The following is a 14,915-nucleotide window of genomic DNA, read 5'->3' on the forward strand; positions in this document are numbered from 1 at the left end:
CAACTTGCACTTTTGGGGCCTCTGGTGAAGCCTTTTGGAGATAGGTCTTAGCCTGATCCAGCGTAGGGAATTGCTTCTCTAGCTTCTTGCCATTGACCTGCTTTCGTACTCTCCAAGCTCCCTTGTGGTAGTCGATCCCCTTGGGGACTACTGCCTCTGGCTCTTGGTGTTTGAGCTTCTCTCGATACTCGTAGTCTTCTTCTACCAGAGTAGCCAATACCCTAGCTTGGAAAGGGGAAAGAGAGACGCCTTGCAGCTTGCTACGCAGGTATTCCCCTGCTCTGCGTTGCTTGTCCTTTTGGGCTAGCTCTTGCAGGTCAAGCTCTGGGATGAGACTGGCCAGTATGGCAACGTCACCAAAGAGGCTATCTGCGGCCCTGTGGGGTGATTGCGTAGGGGTGGAAGTGATGAAAGGTAATTCAGAATAAAGGGACAAAGATAAATCGACGTTAGGCAACGAGAGGTAACTCCTTTCTCATAAGTTGATTGACAAACATTGCTGCATCTAGAGGAGACTTGAATCCTTCCCCTCTACCGTTGAGCAGGAACCTGTCCTGAGGTCCTAGGAACTTTACCAACATCAGGGACCAGAGTTGCTTTCTGTCCTTGCTGACAATGGTGTAGGTCTGAGGCTTCCGATACTCCGTCGCAGTCTTGTAGTCCCGTTTACATCGGGAAGTTAGGTTAACAGAGTCTTCGTATAGGAGGACGTGGGATAATTCAGCAATCAATTTCATTTTCCTGAATCCTTATTTACTCAAGTACTCGTCAAGAGCCTTAGCGGCAATGAATGCTGAGGTGAATCTGTGACCTTCAAAGGGAGCGAAGTCAGTAATGACATAGGTGAGGCTATGCTCTTGTGTTCCTCTCTTGATGTAATACGTTGTCTCGTCCTTGTCCTTTAAGACAGCGAACCACTTTGTTTCCTTTCTAGCCATGCCAGAAGAAAAATCTTCAAAGAGGGTCAGATTGGGATATGAGTACGCAAGGTATTCCTCTTTTGCGACCCTGTTAGCCTGAGGGTGATCATCTACATTGATTGACGTAATGGGTTGCTTGGTTTTAATCGCTGGCATTCTGTTCTCCTTATGCTGCCTTGATAAATTTGGTAGTACTGAGCTTGGCAATATTAGTAAGTTGCTCAGTGGGTCTAATGGTCTTGGTGGAACGGTTGTACTTAATAAGATTTTTCTCTGCTAGCTTGTCCAGGTACTCGATCCAGATAGCTGAGTAGCCCTGCTTGATCCAATCCATCCCGTTACGGATATTGACCTTGGTAACCTCATCTTCATCGACAAAGCGGATTAGGGCGGCTACGAACTTCCTTTGATTGCTGCCGTGCATACCTGCTCTAATGGTTGGCAATACGCCTTCCAGCTTCAGAGCTTCCTCCAGATTATTGATACGCGCAACGTTCCAAGGGTCATCAAAGTCCCAAGTTGCTACGCTTCCGATGAAACACCAGAAGGTATTCATAGGCTCATCCTTCTCTAAAAATATTCTTGCCATAGTGGTTACTCCGAACCGTAAAAAGCTTCTCGACCAAGTAGACCAAAGTCTCTCTGGACCTGCTCTTGAACCTTGCGACTGCGGTAGATCGTATCTCCGACCCTCTTGCGGTAGCTCATCCATTGCGCAAAGGTTCTTGGCCGGTCGGAGCTATGTAGACCAATACGCTCAGCCTCAGCAGACTTTGAAGGCTCTTTCTTATCAAGCTGAGCCTTAAGCAAAGCAAGCTCTGAGCGCAGTGCTTCCAGTTCATTAGTCTCATCCGAAAATAGTCCCATAAAAATATCCTTTCTAAAGTGTTGGGAGATAGAAGTGGGCTGATAGCCAGAGAACAGGTAATTCTGTTTCAAACTTCTATAATACTAGTTTGACACATTTTTACTGATTTGTCAAGCTTAATTAGCGTTCGGTTTGTAATAGAATTGCTAAAGCATTGCAATAGAACGAAAAGAATATTTGGAAGTTTCCTTAATAATTTTTATGCTTGAGCGACAAGGATGAGGCTAGAAGGTTGTGCCTGAGTGGCTCTAAAGCAGGCTAATAAAACCCATACCGGTTTCACGACCCTCAAAAAGCCCTTATTTTATTGGTCGAAATGGACCCCCTCCGTATAATCTTTACTAGGTATGAGGGTGGTTGGAGGTTGGCCCTTTAACCCAGCCGTAAAGGCTGTCATTTGGATAGTGATCTAACGGGGTATCAGACAACAGGGATGCTCCCGGCTGGTCTTAAATGCTCACCTTCAGGAAAGCCAAGAGACAGATCATGGACAGAAGGCTAACAGGCATAGACAAGAGTGTTGAGCTAAAGTAGGCTTAAGCTGTTGTTCTTATTATCCTAAAGGGCTATTATTTGACAAAAGGTAATACTAGAAGTATCCCTAGTTGCCTTGAGTTACTTCGTATTTCATTCCACTAATTCTTACAGAAGCTGCCTCAAGGCCCTCTTAAGGTATATACTTTATGCTACTACGTAGGTTGGTATCTTTTATTCTTACGAAGCTATCATAAAGCTAAGTGGTACCCTTAAGCAGTTCCCCTATGTTTCTGTCGAGTAATGCTGCGTAGCAACAGCCTTCGGCTGTCGAGTAGGCGGAGCCTACGCTCTCGACGTATAGTCTGATAGTAGTAACTCTTCTACTAATGAAATAAACGGAATCTACTTCCGAAGGAACTAGAGGTGAGCATCAAGCTACTACCTCTTAGTATACTTATAGGGTGAATCCACGGAGAGGGGCCAAAGAGGCCCGTACAGCGTAGCTAACTCCGTGGGCGGTCCCCGGTGGAAAACCAAGAGAAGGGCCTCTAGCGCCTCTCCTATGAAGCCTGAGGGCATACCAAAGAAAAGACCCCCGGTGAAGGGGGCCTGATGCAAGCTAACGGTGATCGAAAGGATCAGTTGTCCAGGTCTTTGACCCAGAGGTAGGCAGTGGGGTTCTTCGGAGACTTCCCCTTGCTGGTGTCCTTCACGGTAGCCTCGATGTGTCCGCTGGCAAGCAGGTCCTTGAGGTGCTTCTGCATGGTCTGGTGCCTGCTTTGCTCGTAGCCAAGACCATCAAATATTTCTGTCTGGCTCTGCTGATCGGCCTTCTTGCCCTTAAGGAAGGCCAGCATATCCTTCTGAGCCTCAAGAATGTCTGTTTCTGACATCTGTTTCCTGTTGCCAGTGCTGCCTGTGGTGGTCCTAGCTGCTGGTGCGTTGCCCTCTCTGAGCGAGTAGGAGAAACCAAGCTCTTTCCCCAGCTCATTCAGCTCAGCTACAGCTTTCTCTGCTGCGGCCAGCAGTACCGCCTTAGCCTCCTTCACCAACTCTGCTCGTTGCTTCTCTAGGTCTCTGATTTGATCAAGTACAGACATTCATTCCTCCTATGGTTACAGCTATGACAGATACCGGTAGACAGTCTGTCGGGTTACGTCAAGTTTCCTAGCAATATCCGATATGCTAAGCCCATCCTGCTTGAGCTGATCTACCTCCTGCTTGGTGACGCTAGGCTTCCTGCCACGGTAGACACCCTTAAGCTTGGCCTTCGCTATGCCTTCCTTCTGTCGTTCCCTGATCAATGCCCTTTCAAACTCTGCCACAGCCCCAAGTACTTGGAGATACAGGGTACTTGCAGGATTGGAGTTGTCAGGGCTGAAGGTGAGGCCATCCTTAACAAAGACAATGGTTACCTTCTTGCGAAGGAAGCCCTGCACCAGTTCAAGTAGGTCTTGAAGGTTCCTAGCCAGCCTGTCGATTGACCAGACCTTGATTGTATCCCCTTCCCGTACCCACTCAATCAGGTCAGTTAAGCCCTGTCTGTCCTTAGTGCCTGCTGATGCCTTGTCCTCAAACACCTTGTCGCATGGTCCTAGGTCCTGTCGGTCTAGGGATTGGTCTTCTGATGATACCCTTCGGTAGCTTACTGTAGCCATAATGCTTCCTTTCGTATGGTTAGGGTCTAGAGTATCATTCAGCTAGTGTAACATATAGCATAAGTCAACCCTATCGTTACACTTTAGTCTAGCCTAATGCGTGTAATGTTTGAGTACACCCTAAGGTTACGCATTGAGCAAGCCTCACGCTACAGCCCCATGCCTGTCAGCTAGGGGTCATTCCCCCACTGAATGAATGAAGGGCCTAAGTCTTCTAGGCAAATCTTGATGGGGGCCTACAAGGGGGGGGCTGGGGGTACTCCTTCTTAAGAGAAATACCCCCCGAAACTATCTCTGGAAAATTACCGCAGTTTAAGACCAGCGTCCCTAAGCATCTGTAGCACTGCCTCAGCGTCTAGAACCTCTTCCCCGACTATCCCTGTCTCTCCCTCCATGTAGGCAAGGTACTGCTTGGAGACAGTCTTGAGACACTGGGTCAGGATCATCTTCTTAGCCAGACCACCACCCAGATAGCTTGTTCTAGTCACCCCGATGGGAGTATGGTTCAGAGCTATGCCAATGGCCCCTACATCAACACCAGCTAGCTGAGCATGTTCTGCAAAGGTCCGTCTAAGGTCATGCACTGTCCAAGGCTGCTTGAAGCCTAGAGCCTCTCTGGCCTTGTCTAGCTCGTTCCTCCACTGAGTATCCGTGTAGACAAAGGGACCGTGGTTTGCCTCGATCAGCCCTACAATCGGTATCGTATGGTCCTTGCCTGACTTGGTGTTCTTGAAGGTCAGTTGGTCCCCATGAACCTCGAAGTTCAGAGCTTCATTCTTCCTGCATCCGGTGCAGAGGTAGAACATCAGGAGCTTCCCGAAGGGTTCCTTCTCTGCGTATTCCATCACCTTCACGATTTCATCGTCTGACAGATACCGTGTCTTGGCGCTGGAGCTAGTCCTAAGCCCACCTTTCTTCATAGCTCTGTTGACTGGGTTAGGAGCAATGCCAGCAGAGTTGAGGATCGCCTTAAGGGTCCGCATGGCCTTATTGGTGTAGTCCTCGGAATGCTTGTCCCTGAGTAGGGCATACCGGAGAGCCACCATCTTGTCGGTTATGTCTGTGGCCTTCAAAGGAAGCCAATCGCTGAAGCAGTTCTGCATCACCTTCTGGTAGTCGGCCACCGTGCTAGGCTTGAGCTTGTGCCTTCTTAGGGCAAGGTACTGGGTCAAATGGCTTTGCAGGCTGTCTTCGTCTTCTGGCTCTACCCTAGCAACGTCTATCCCTTTGGAGAGTTGCAGCAGCACTTCCCTAGCTTCCTCTCTGGCCTGATCCAGCGGAAGCAAGCTCACTTCACCGATGGTCTTCCTGACCACCCGACCACCCTTGATACGCTTCTCTGCGATGTATGTAGCCCTGCCAGCCTCAGAGACCTTCACCCCGAAGCCTATCAGCTTGGTATCTCTGACAAACTGGACCTTCCCACTGGCTTTCAGTCCTGACAAAGTGTCTTTGGTGATCTTGGTGAGCATGGAAAAATCCCCTGCGGCAGTCCGGTAGACGGTAGACAGACTAGCAGACAGGGAAGCGGAAGGATAGAGTCTCGTAAGTATTTAAAAAGACTAATGCCCGCGTGGTGGAATGGTAGACACAGGGGACTTAAAATCCCTCGGCTGAAAGGCCATGCCGGTTCAAATCCGGCCGCGGGCACCAGAAAATCTGCAAAGACATTTTAAAACATAGGCTTGTGTACTTTCAAGAACCCCGATCCTTCAGGAAAGGACAGTTCGGGTAAACCTGATCAGCCCTGTCGGGGATCAAGGCCGGGCTTTTCTGCGTGCCGTTGTCAGCCGGCACTGAAAAGCCGGTCAAATGCGTTGTAGTCCGGCACTTGAAAGCTACAGAAGCCCGACATTTCCGCCTTGAGGGTTTCCGGACCGATTCCGATGACCGTCAGACCCGCGCCATGGGCAGATATGACACCGGGAAGCGCGTCTTCCACCGCAAAGGCGGCATCGGGGGCAAGCCTCAGCCGCTGCAAGGTTTCGAGGTAGGGCAAGGGATCGGGCTTGCCGCGCGGAAGGTCCGCACCCGAAACCAGAACCCGCACGAAGCCAGCGATGCCCAACTGGTCCAGTGCAGCCACGATGTGCCGATGCGGGGACGACGAGCAGACCGCAATGTCCAGCCCCGCATCCACAAGCCGTCGGATGCTTTCGGCTGCTCCGGGAACGGGCTTGCGCAGCTGCGGCAAAAGGATATCGGCCTCGGCCCCGATCTGGTTGGCAAGCTCGGTCCGGCGGGTGTCGGCAAGGTCCGGTCCAAGCACCTCGCTTAGAAAACCACGCAAGCCGCGACCGACGAAGGCGTCGTAGACAGCCTGCGGGATCTGGATGCCAAGCCGGGCCAGCACGCGGCGCTTGGCCTCTTCCCAGGCGGGTTCGGACAGGACAAGTGTTCCGTCCAGATCAAAGATCGCCGCCCTGTAATCCGATAGGCGCATAGGCTCAATTCCCCTTGCCGACATGGGATGCTAGTGTCCGGCCAAATGAAGGAACGCCAGATGACCGACCTTGCCGCCCGTTACACCGCCGCCCGCCGCATCGCTGCCGAAGCCGGCAACATGGCGCTGGACTATTTCCAGAAATGGGAGGCATTGACCATTGATGTGAAGGGGCATCAGGATTTCGTATCCGAGGCCGACAAGAATGTCGAACTCGCCGTGCGCGCAGCCTTGGCGCAGGCCTTCCCGGAAGACGGGATCGTCGGTGAGGAAGGCGCGCCGACCCCCGGAACCAGCGGCTATACTTGGGTGATCGACCCGATCGACGGAACCACGAACTTCATCAACGGCATTCCCCAGTGGTGCGTGATCATCGCTTGCGTGCATCAGGGGCAGACGGTGATCGGGGTCGTCCATGACCCGGTGCATGACGAACTGCATCATGCAATGCTGGGCGGCGGGGCCTTCTGCAACGACCGCCCGATCCACTGTTCGGCCAAGACCAGCCTGCGCGAGGGATCCCTGGGCGTGGGCTTTTCGGGCCGCACACACATCGAGGGGATCAAGCGGCTGGTAAGCCTTTCTTGCGACGCAGGCACGGTCTTCTGGCGCAACGGGTCTGGCGGGCTGTCGCTGGCCTATGTGGCGACTGGCCGTATCCTTGGCTATGTCGAGGAACACATGAACGCCTGGGACTTCCTTGCCGGTCATCTGATCGTGGCCGAGGCCGGTGGCCGGGTGGAACCGGTGAACGCCGATGAGGCCATCGCCCGTGGCGGGCGGGTGGTCGTCGCCGGGGCTGGGGTGTTCGACGCGGTCGAGGGCCTTGCCAAGGCGGCCTATGACGTCTGAGCCGGGATCAGGACCGGGCCGGAAGCGGCGAAGGAAATCGTCACCGCGTCGCCAACCCTGAACGGCGTGACCACGTCATCCAGAACCGCAAAGACGGTGCCGAAGGCGGCGGTCACGGTATATTCCATCCGGCTGCCGACATAGGTGGCCTTGTCGATCACCGCCGCCACCCCGTCGCCCGCCCCCGCGACCAGTTGCATCCGCGACGGGCGCACGGCCAGTTTCGCAGCGCCTTGCGGCAGGCCGCGTGAAGGCAGGCGGTGGGTATAGTCGGCAATCCGCACGGTCGCGGTATCCCCCTCCAACGCCGTGATTTCCACCGGGATCAGGTTTGCCTCACCGATGAAGTCCGCCACGAAGCCATCCGCGGGGGCCTCGTAAAGGTCGCGCGGGGTGCCTTTCTGGGCGATGGCTGCATTGCGCATGACGACGATCTCGTCGGACACCGCCAGCGCTTCCTCCTGATCATGGGTCACATAGACCACGGTCAGGCCGAGGCTTTGCTGGATCTCGCGGATTTCCTCGCGCACCTGCCGGCGCAGCTTTGCGTCAAGGTTCGACAACGGCTCGTCAAACAGCAGCACCTGCGGCTCCAGCACCAGCGCCCGTGCGACGGCGACGCGCTGCTGCTGGCCACCCGACAGTTCCGACGGCAGGCGGTTGCCGTACCCTGTCAGTCCCACCAGTTCCAACCCTGCCAGCGCCTTTTCCTTGGTCGCTGCCTTGTCGAAGCCCGAGAATTTCAGACCGTAGCTGACATTCTCCATCACCGTCATATGCGGGAAAAGCGCGTAGCTTTGAAACACCATCGACACGTCGCGGTCGGTGGCGGGCAGCTTGGTCACATCCTTTTCGCCAATGAAGATGCTGCCCTCGGTCGCCATCTCCAGCCCGGCGATCATCCGCAGCGTCGTCGTCTTGCCGCAACCCGATGGGCCAAGCAGGGTGACCAGGGTTCCGGCGGCAACCTCAAGGTTGATGCTGTCCACCGCCCGGACCTTGCCGCCATAGACCTTGGACACGTTTTGAAACCGGACCGAGGCGGCCTTGGTGTTTATCCCCGTCATTCAGTGTCCCTCACCATGGCTTGTGCGCCGCCCGATCTGCGTGCGCCCGACCAGAAGCTGCAACAGCCCCACCGCTGCCAGCATCACGAAGATCAGCGCGGTCGAATAGGCGATGGCCAGCCCGTAATCGTTGTTCTCCACCCGTCCGACGATATAGCTGGTGGACATGTCGTAGCGTGCGGACACAAGGAAGATCACCGCCGAAATCGCCGTCATCGCCTGCACGAAACTGTAGACCAGCGCTGCCAGGATCGCCGGGCGCAGCAAGGGCAGGATCACCGCGCGGAAGGTCTGCCATGAGTTCGCCCCCAGCGTAAGCGAAGATTCGTCGAGGCTCTTGTCCAGCTGGCTCATCGAGGCCATCCCGGCCCGCACGCCAACCGGCATGTTGCGGAAGACAAAGCTGATGACAAGGATCAGACCGGTCCCGGTAATCTCGATCGGCGGCACGTTGAAGGCCAGGATGTAGGACACCCCGATCACCGTGCCGGGAATGGCGAAAGACAGCATCGTTCCGAACTCGAACGCCTGTTTGCCCGCAAAATCCTGCCGGGTCAGCAGGTAGGCGGTGATCAATCCCACGGCGGCGGTCAAGGGGGCGGCGATGGTGGCGATCATGATCGTGGTCCAGAAGCTCGCCCAGGCCGAGCCGGACCAGCGCAGGCCACTTTCGCCAAGTTCCACCCGGAAGGCGGTAATGTAGTGTTTGAAGGTCAGCGTGTTGTCGACGCCCCAAAGCTGGACGACCGACCCGTAGGCGATCATCCCGTAGACGACAACGGTGAATACGGACCAAAGGCCGACCACGATAAAGATCGGGATCGACAGCCCGCGTGGCATGATTGCATGCATGCCGCTGTCGCCCTTGCCGGTGACAGTGGTATAGCGGCGGCGGCCCAGCCAGAACCGTTGCAGATAGAAAGCCCCCAGCGTGAAGGCGAGCAGCACCACCGCCAGAACCGCCGCGCGGCTTTGGTCATATTGCGCGCCGACGATGGCAAAGAATATCTCGGTCGAGAGGACGTCGAAGTTTCCGCCAAGCACCAGCGGGTTGCCGAAGTCGGCCATGCTTTCGATGAAGCCGATCAGGAATGCGTTGGCCAGTCCTGGCCGCATCAAGGGCCAGCTGACCGTGCGGAAGGTCTGCCAGCGGTTCGCCCGCAGGGTTTGCGCGGCCTCTTCCATGCTGGGGCTGATGCCTTCGACGACGCCAATCAGCACCAGAAAACAGACCGGAGTGAAGGCCAGCACCTGCGCAATCATGATGCCGGGCAGTCCGTAGACCCAGCGTGTAGCCTCGACCCCCAGCACCTCGGCCACGGTGGTCGTGACCGTTCCGGAAAGACCGAACAGCAGGATGATTGCCAGACCGATCACGAAGGGTGGGGTAATGATCGGCAAGACCGACAGCGCCCGCAACGCCCGCTTGTAGCGGAACCCGGACCGCGTCAGCACCAGCGCGAAGGCCAGACCCAGAAGGGTGGACAGCACCCCAACCACTACGGCCAGGAACAGCGAATTCCACGCCACCCCGCAGCGCCCGCCGGTCAGGCAACCAAGGCTCCAGATCCGGTAATCAAAGAGCTTCGGGAAGAAGCCAAGGAAAGAATAACCACCCTCATCCGTGGCAAAGGCAGCCAGCATCATGATCAGGATCGGGTAGAAGACAAAGACCGTGACAACCGCGATCACCCCGCCAATGGCGCCGGTGACGAAGACATCGCCGTTCACCGCCCCGCGCGCTGCAATCCCTTGGGTGAACAGAAACAAGAAGGCCGATGCGGTGATCATCGCGCCATAGCCCATGCCGAATTGCCGATCTTCCAGCGGGCCGAACAGCGTCTCAAGCCAGCCAAAGGCAAAGCCGCGCAACCCGATGCCAAGGCCCTGCGCAACCAGCCAGGAAAAGCCGAAAGCCCCGGCCAGGATCAGCACTTTGGCGTAAAGGGGGTCGGTCTTGCGCCGACCCAGCACCAGAAGCGGTGCCGCCAGCGCCAGCAGCATCGGCGCCAGCCACAGTTTCTGCCCCATGGCGATCAGCACGGCGGCAGGGGCGTAGTCCTTGTCCAGCGGCCAGCCGTCGACAAGCCACTCGAACGACCAGAACTTGTCCACCCCGTACCACGGCAGGATGCAATAGCCGACCCACCCGGCAATGATCCAGAAGATCAGAACCGGATGGGTCGTTTGTTCAAGACTTACGGTGCGCAACCGAACTTACTGCGGCAGGGTCGAGACTTCGGTGTCCCACTTCGACAGAAGGCGCTTGCGTTCATCGCTGGAGCCATACTTCTTGAAGTCGTAGTCGATCAGCTTCAGCGTCGCGAGGTCGGGTGCCTTTTCCGATTTCTCGGCCGCCACGTTCGACATCACCTGGAAGGCGTTGACCTGAAGCGCCAGATCCTGCGCCTCCTTGCTCAGCGCCCAGTCATAGAAGGCCTTGGCCTCGTCCATGTTGCGCGCGCCCTTGATGATCGACATCGACCCTATCTCATAGCCGGTGCCTTCACAGGGGGCGACAGTCACGACCGGGAACCCGGCAACCGTCGTTGCCACCGCGTCATGCATGAAGACGATGCCGATCAGCGTCTCGCCGGCGCCAGCCGCCTTGATCGGGGCCGAACCGGATTTGGTGTACTGGTTGATGTTGGCATGCAGCCGCTTCATGTAGTCAAAGCCGCCATCCTCGCCGAAGATCTGCACCATCGACGCCAGCGTGGTATAGGCCGTGCCGGACGAATTCGGGTTCGCCATCTGCACCATGCCCTTGTATTCGGGCTTGGTCAGGTCTTCCCAGCAGGCGGGTGCGGGCAGACCGGCCTTGGCCAGCATGTCCGAGTTGTAGCCAAAGCCCAGCGCGCCGGAATAGATGCCGATGGTCTTGTCGCCAGCACTTTCCGCCTGCGCGATGGCCCATGGGTGCAACTGGTCGCGCATCGGGCTGACATAGGGTTCAGTCAGATCTTCCTCTGCCGCCTGCAAATGCGGATCGCCCGTGCCGCCCCACCAGACATCGCCCTTGGGGTTGCTGGCTTCGGCCTGGATCTGGGCAAAAGTCTCGCCCGAGGATTTGCGCGTCATCGCCACGTCGATGCCGGTCGCTTCCTCAAAGCTCTTCTCCATGATCTGACACCATTCTTCCTGCGCCGAGCAGTAAAGGTTCAGATCGGCAAGGGCAGCCGTGGCTGACAATGATGTGGTACCGCACAAGATTGCGGCGGACAGGGCGTGCCTTTTCATCGTGTTCCTCCCAGAACTTGCAGATCATCGAGCCCTTTGCGGGCTTTTCGTCGTCAGCGGAGCCTATGCCAGGATGTGATCCCTGTACAAACAGAATTGCCAAAGAACTGTCATTGCCTTCCGCGGCCTGCGCAAACAGCCGAATTCGGCCCGTTGTCTGGTGCAGGACCAGGTGATCGTGGCTGACTCACCCCCGGGGCGTGTTCGCAGGTGCCGCAAGGATCAGGCAATGTCAGGCTTGCAAGCCTCCAATCCGCAGCACCCGGCCCCATGCCGGGGCGGCCACCGTGTTCGGCACCGCCCAAAGCACCGGAAAACCGGGGGCCGGGGGCAAGGGGGCATCAAGATCGGTCAGTACCACGGTGATGGAGGGACGGATCCGGCCCGCCTTTTCGAAAAGATCGTCAAAACATGTCCCCCCACCGCTGCGCAGCCCGGTCTCGCGCAATGCATGCCAGCCGTTCGGGTCCAGCCGTTCCTGCGCAAACACCGTTTCGTCAAAAGCCATCAGATGCGCTTCGGCCCCGGTGCGCCGGGCAATGGCCTCTGCCTCGGCGGTAAAAAGCCGCAACGTCTGTGGCGAGATCGAGGACGACGTATCAAGCCCGATCACGATCCGGGCGCGGTGGTCCAGCCGCGCGCGTCCCGGCTCATACACCGGCACCGGGCCGCCCGCCCGTTCCGCCTCTGCCATGCGGGCCAGCCATGATCCCGACGGGCGCCGCCAGCTTTGGCGGGGGCGTTCGGTCAGCGCCTGCGCCAGAAGGCCACGCAGATGCAGCTCCCAAGGCACCGTGTCGGGGGCAAGGTCGGCAAGGATCGCGCCAAGCCGCCCGATGCCCGCCCCGGCCTTCCGGCCCGCCTCCATTGCGCGCAGGATCTGGTTGCGCCAGTCGGATACCGACTGCCCCTTGCCTTTGTCCCGCGGCTCGCCCACCGCCAGATCGACCGAAAACCCGCGTGAGGCCCCCCAGTCACGCAAGCGTTCCGCGCGCTTGGGGTCGCTGTGCAGCGCCATGGCCAGACGGTCCGCGTCCCAGTCTTCCAGCGCGGCAATGGCCGATTGCGCCGCAAGCCCGGCTTCGGCCAGCAGGGCTGTCAGCGTGACGGCCGGGCGCGGGATGGCATGCCCGGCAAGGATCAGCGTGTCATTGATGATCCCGTCAGCGGCCAGCCCGAACAGGGCCGGGTCGAAGGCCGCACCCAGCCGTTCGGCAAGCCCCGCCTGCCGGTCCGAATGGCGCAGCGCTACATGCAGCACATGATGGGCCACAAGTCCCACCTGTTCGGGCAAGCCAAGCCGGTCAAAGCCGGGGCCATAGGTGATGACATCGCCCGCAGTCATTGTGGGGCCGGTCCCGTCGCGGTGGCGGCACCACAGCGCCAGCACCGCAAGCGCCGGATCCACCTCGCCCAGATGGGCAATCGCCCGGGCGGCGCGGGCGGAATGACCGGTCACGGCAGGCCGGCCGCCTGACGTTCGGCGGCATAGCCGGCATAGGCGTCGGATATGGCAAAGGCCTCTTGCCAGCCGTTTTCCAGCGCGCGGCCGATCAGAAGCTCGAACCCGAAGGACGCAAGATCAGCCACCGGCAAGCCCGGCATCTTTGCCCCAAGCCCGCGCAGATCGGCCAGAACCTCGATGGCGGCGGGCAGGGTTTCCCGGCTGACCGCTCCGACCAGCCCATAGACCAGCGCCGTCAGCCCATGGAGCGTCCGGGGGTAAAGTGCCGCGCGTTCCGCCCGTGGCGCGGCCAAGAGCGCGCCGATCTGCACCGTTGCCGCGATGTCGTCGGCCAGCAGCGCGAACTCGGCCGCCGCCGCCGCCCCGACGGTTCCGGCGATCATCACCTGCCGGATTGCCCGATCCGGCACCGACTGCATGATCTGGCTGACCCGGGTCCAGCTGCGCGGGGTGCAGGCGATCATCTGGCCCCGGCGCAGAGCGTCTTCGGTCGTTTCCAGAAGGTCGGGCCGGGTGCGGATGAAGGCCGCGACCGAGGGGTGAATCCCCGCTGGCAGCGCGTAATGCGTCAGCCAGTCCTCGGCATTGGCCTGCACGATCATGTGGATCAGCCGATCGCTCAGCGCCGAGCCCATGTCATAGGCAATCGCGCCATCCTCCACCCGGTTTCCAGCGCCAATGATCAGCACATTCGCGGGCAGGCGGTGGCGACCGACGCGCCGTTCCTGCAACAGCCCATAGACCGTGGGTTGCAGCGCAGGCGAGGCGGCAGTCAATTCGTCCAGAAACAGGATGGCCGGGGCATCGGTATCGGGCAAGTCTTCGGGGCGATACCAGACCGTCTTTGCGGCGGCGTGGTCGAAATAGGGCAGGCCGCGCAAATCCTGCGGCTCGATCGTGGTAAGGCGCAGGTCGAAAAGTTCAGCCCCGATCCGCCCGGCAAGGGTCTGCACGACCTCGGTCTTGCCCACGCCCGGGCGGCCGTGCAGCATCCATGAGGCGGTCATCTGCCCGGCTGCCTGCGCGGCCCAGCCAGCCTCCAGCACCGCCAGCGCCTCGCCCGCCGAAAGGGTGGTTGCGTTCACGCTCATGATGCCGCCGCCTTTGTTTCAAGAAACGCCGCCAGCCGCGCATGCGCCGAAACCGCGCGGGACTCCTGCGCGATGGCGCGGATGTAGGTGTCGCTGCGATGGTTGACCGCCAAGAGGTCGCGTTCCGTCAGCGCGGCGTCAAACAGCCCGGCCAGCGCCGCCCTGTCCTCGGCGTCCAGCGCCATCAGCCGTGGTTCGGGCCGATCGGTCTGCACCGACACCAGCGTCAGCGGCGGGATGCGGGCCAGTTCGGATTGTTCGATCACCAGATGCAACTCTCCCTCGGGGATGGCGTGGCGTGCCGCGATCCGGCGCAGGCAGGCGTGGGCGCGGAAGGCAAGCGTATCAAGGCGGCGATCAGCGCTGTCAGGATCGACGACCCCCGCCCGCGCCGCCTTGGACAGACGCAAGACCCGAAGTTCGATCACCGCGACCAGCAGCACCATCACCAGCGGGGCCTGCATCACCGGCAGCGCCATGTCGCGCGATATCAACGGAAGCGCCAGAAACGGCATCAGCACCAAGAGGTAGCGCAAGAACTGCATCTCTGCCACAAACCGCAGCCAGAGCCCAAAGCCCGCCCCGCGTGGCACCAGAAACACCCTGCCAAGGAATTTCTTTGGCAGGCTCCGCGTCTCAAGGACGCCGCGGTTGGCAATGGTGGCATTCGTGACGATCAGCATGCGGACTCCGGCATCAAGCAGGATCTTAGGGCCGAACTGGCGCGTGACCAGTGGCGCTGACATGGGTTGCGGGTGGAATCATCGGGCATGGCCCCTTGGTGTAGCGGGCCTGGGGTTGACCCACGTCAAGACTCCTTGCTCCGCTGGCAGT

Annotated in this window: 13 protein-coding genes and 1 tRNA gene; 2 read left to right on the top strand and 12 right to left on the bottom strand. The window is 58.5% G+C overall.

All coding sequences use genetic code 11. The features are described 5' to 3' along the window. Positions 1-749 precede the first annotated feature (749 nt). The 5 genes from QUV21_RS13255 to QUV21_RS13275 form a co-directional block, all read right to left on the bottom strand. Complete coding sequence (locus QUV21_RS13255; RefSeq protein WP_300855584.1) at positions 750-1,076, bottom strand: hypothetical protein; 327 nt, start codon at positions 1,074-1,076, stop codon at positions 750-752. A 10-nt stretch (positions 1,077-1,086) separates the two neighbouring features. Next, positions 1,087-1,509 (bottom strand): hypothetical protein, encoded by a 423-nt coding sequence (locus QUV21_RS13260; protein WP_300855585.1) that lies wholly within the window; start codon positions 1,507-1,509, stop codon positions 1,087-1,089. Between the two features lie 1,394 nt (positions 1,510-2,903). Next, positions 2,904-3,365, bottom strand: coding sequence for a hypothetical protein (locus QUV21_RS13265; RefSeq protein ID WP_300855586.1), 462 nt, complete (start codon positions 3,363-3,365; stop codon positions 2,904-2,906). 21 nt (positions 3,366-3,386) lie between these two features. Next, positions 3,387-3,923: a recombinase family protein gene (locus QUV21_RS13270; RefSeq protein ID WP_300855587.1), complete on the bottom strand. Its 537-nt coding sequence runs from the start codon at positions 3,921-3,923 to the stop codon at positions 3,387-3,389. Between the two features lie 302 nt (positions 3,924-4,225). After that, the gene (locus QUV21_RS13275) at positions 4,226-5,395 is read right to left on the bottom strand and encodes an integrase family protein (protein ID WP_300855588.1); all 1,170 of its coding nucleotides are present in this window, start codon (positions 5,393-5,395) and stop codon (positions 4,226-4,228) included. A 95-nt stretch (positions 5,396-5,490) separates the two neighbouring features. Between QUV21_RS13275 and QUV21_RS13280 the strand changes: the two genes are divergently transcribed. Continuing rightward, a tRNA-Leu gene (locus tag QUV21_RS13280) sits at positions 5,491-5,576 on the top strand. A gap of 133 nt (positions 5,577-5,709) precedes the next feature. Here QUV21_RS13280 and QUV21_RS13285 read toward each other — a convergent pair. Then, positions 5,710-6,366, bottom strand: coding sequence for an HAD family phosphatase (locus QUV21_RS13285; protein WP_300855589.1), 657 nt, complete (start codon positions 6,364-6,366; stop codon positions 5,710-5,712). 60 nt (positions 6,367-6,426) lie between these two features. Here QUV21_RS13285 and QUV21_RS13290 point away from each other — a divergent pair, with 60 nt between their 5' ends. Then, a complete protein-coding gene (locus QUV21_RS13290) occupies positions 6,427-7,218 on the top strand; it encodes an inositol monophosphatase (protein ID WP_300855591.1) in 792 nt (263 codons plus the stop codon). Here the strand turns inward: QUV21_RS13290 and QUV21_RS13295 are convergent. The 6 genes from QUV21_RS13295 to QUV21_RS13320 form a co-directional block, all read right to left on the bottom strand. Next, entirely contained in the window at positions 7,206-8,285 is a 1,080-nt protein-coding gene (locus QUV21_RS13295) for an ABC transporter ATP-binding protein (protein ID WP_300855593.1), read from the bottom strand. The genes QUV21_RS13290 and QUV21_RS13295 overlap by 13 nt on opposite strands. Further along, the gene (locus QUV21_RS13300; RefSeq protein WP_300855594.1) at positions 8,286-10,496 is read right to left on the bottom strand and encodes an iron ABC transporter permease; all 2,211 of its coding nucleotides are present in this window, start codon (positions 10,494-10,496) and stop codon (positions 8,286-8,288) included. A gap of 6 nt (positions 10,497-10,502) precedes the next feature. Further along, positions 10,503-11,525 (bottom strand): ABC transporter substrate-binding protein, encoded by a 1,023-nt coding sequence (locus QUV21_RS13305; RefSeq protein ID WP_300855596.1) that lies wholly within the window; start codon positions 11,523-11,525, stop codon positions 10,503-10,505. Between the two features lie 232 nt (positions 11,526-11,757). After that, entirely contained in the window at positions 11,758-12,984 is a 1,227-nt protein-coding gene (locus tag QUV21_RS13310; RefSeq protein WP_300855597.1) for a VWA-like domain-containing protein, read from the bottom strand. Further along, on the bottom strand, positions 12,981-14,081 hold the full coding sequence (locus QUV21_RS13315) for a MoxR family ATPase (RefSeq protein ID WP_300855598.1): 1,101 nt from the start codon (positions 14,079-14,081) through the stop codon (positions 12,981-12,983). Before QUV21_RS13315 ends, QUV21_RS13310 begins: the two co-directional genes overlap by 4 nt. After that, the gene (locus QUV21_RS13320) at positions 14,078-14,764 is read right to left on the bottom strand and encodes a hypothetical protein (RefSeq protein ID WP_300855599.1); all 687 of its coding nucleotides are present in this window, start codon (positions 14,762-14,764) and stop codon (positions 14,078-14,080) included. Before QUV21_RS13320 ends, QUV21_RS13315 begins: the two co-directional genes overlap by 4 nt. Positions 14,765-14,915: the final 151 nt, after the last annotated feature.

The sequence above is a fragment of the Tabrizicola sp. genome, from assembly GCF_030373185.1.
Taxonomy (GTDB): Bacteria; Pseudomonadota; Alphaproteobacteria; order Rhodobacterales; family Rhodobacteraceae; genus Tabrizicola.

Bases quoted from the DNA above. Each gene is read 5' to 3' on its own strand.
- QUV21_RS13255 (WP_300855584.1), bottom strand. From the start codon at position 1,076: ATGCCAGCGATTAAAACCAAGCAACCCATTACGTCAATCAATGTAGAT.
- QUV21_RS13260 (WP_300855585.1), bottom strand. From the start codon at position 1,509: ATGGCAAGAATATTTTTAGAGAAGGATGAGCCTATGAATACCTTCTGG.
- QUV21_RS13265 (WP_300855586.1), bottom strand. From the start codon at position 3,365: ATGTCTGTACTTGATCAAATCAGAGACCTAGAGAAGCAACGAGCAGAG.
- QUV21_RS13270 (WP_300855587.1), bottom strand. From the start codon at position 3,923: ATGGCTACAGTAAGCTACCGAAGGGTATCATCAGAAGACCAATCCCTA.
- QUV21_RS13275 (WP_300855588.1), bottom strand. From the start codon at position 5,395: ATGCTCACCAAGATCACCAAAGACACTTTGTCAGGACTGAAAGCCAGT.
- QUV21_RS13285 (WP_300855589.1), bottom strand. From the start codon at position 6,366: ATGCGCCTATCGGATTACAGGGCGGCGATCTTTGATCTGGACGGAACA.
- QUV21_RS13290 (WP_300855591.1), top strand. From the start codon at position 6,427: ATGACCGACCTTGCCGCCCGTTACACCGCCGCCCGCCGCATCGCTGCC.
- QUV21_RS13295 (WP_300855593.1), bottom strand. From the start codon at position 8,285: ATGACGGGGATAAACACCAAGGCCGCCTCGGTCCGGTTTCAAAACGTG.
- QUV21_RS13305 (WP_300855596.1), bottom strand. From the start codon at position 11,525: ATGAAAAGGCACGCCCTGTCCGCCGCAATCTTGTGCGGTACCACATCA.
- QUV21_RS13315 (WP_300855598.1), bottom strand. From the start codon at position 14,081: ATGAGCGTGAACGCAACCACCCTTTCGGCGGGCGAGGCGCTGGCGGTG.
- QUV21_RS13320 (WP_300855599.1), bottom strand. From the start codon at position 14,764: ATGCTGATCGTCACGAATGCCACCATTGCCAACCGCGGCGTCCTTGAG.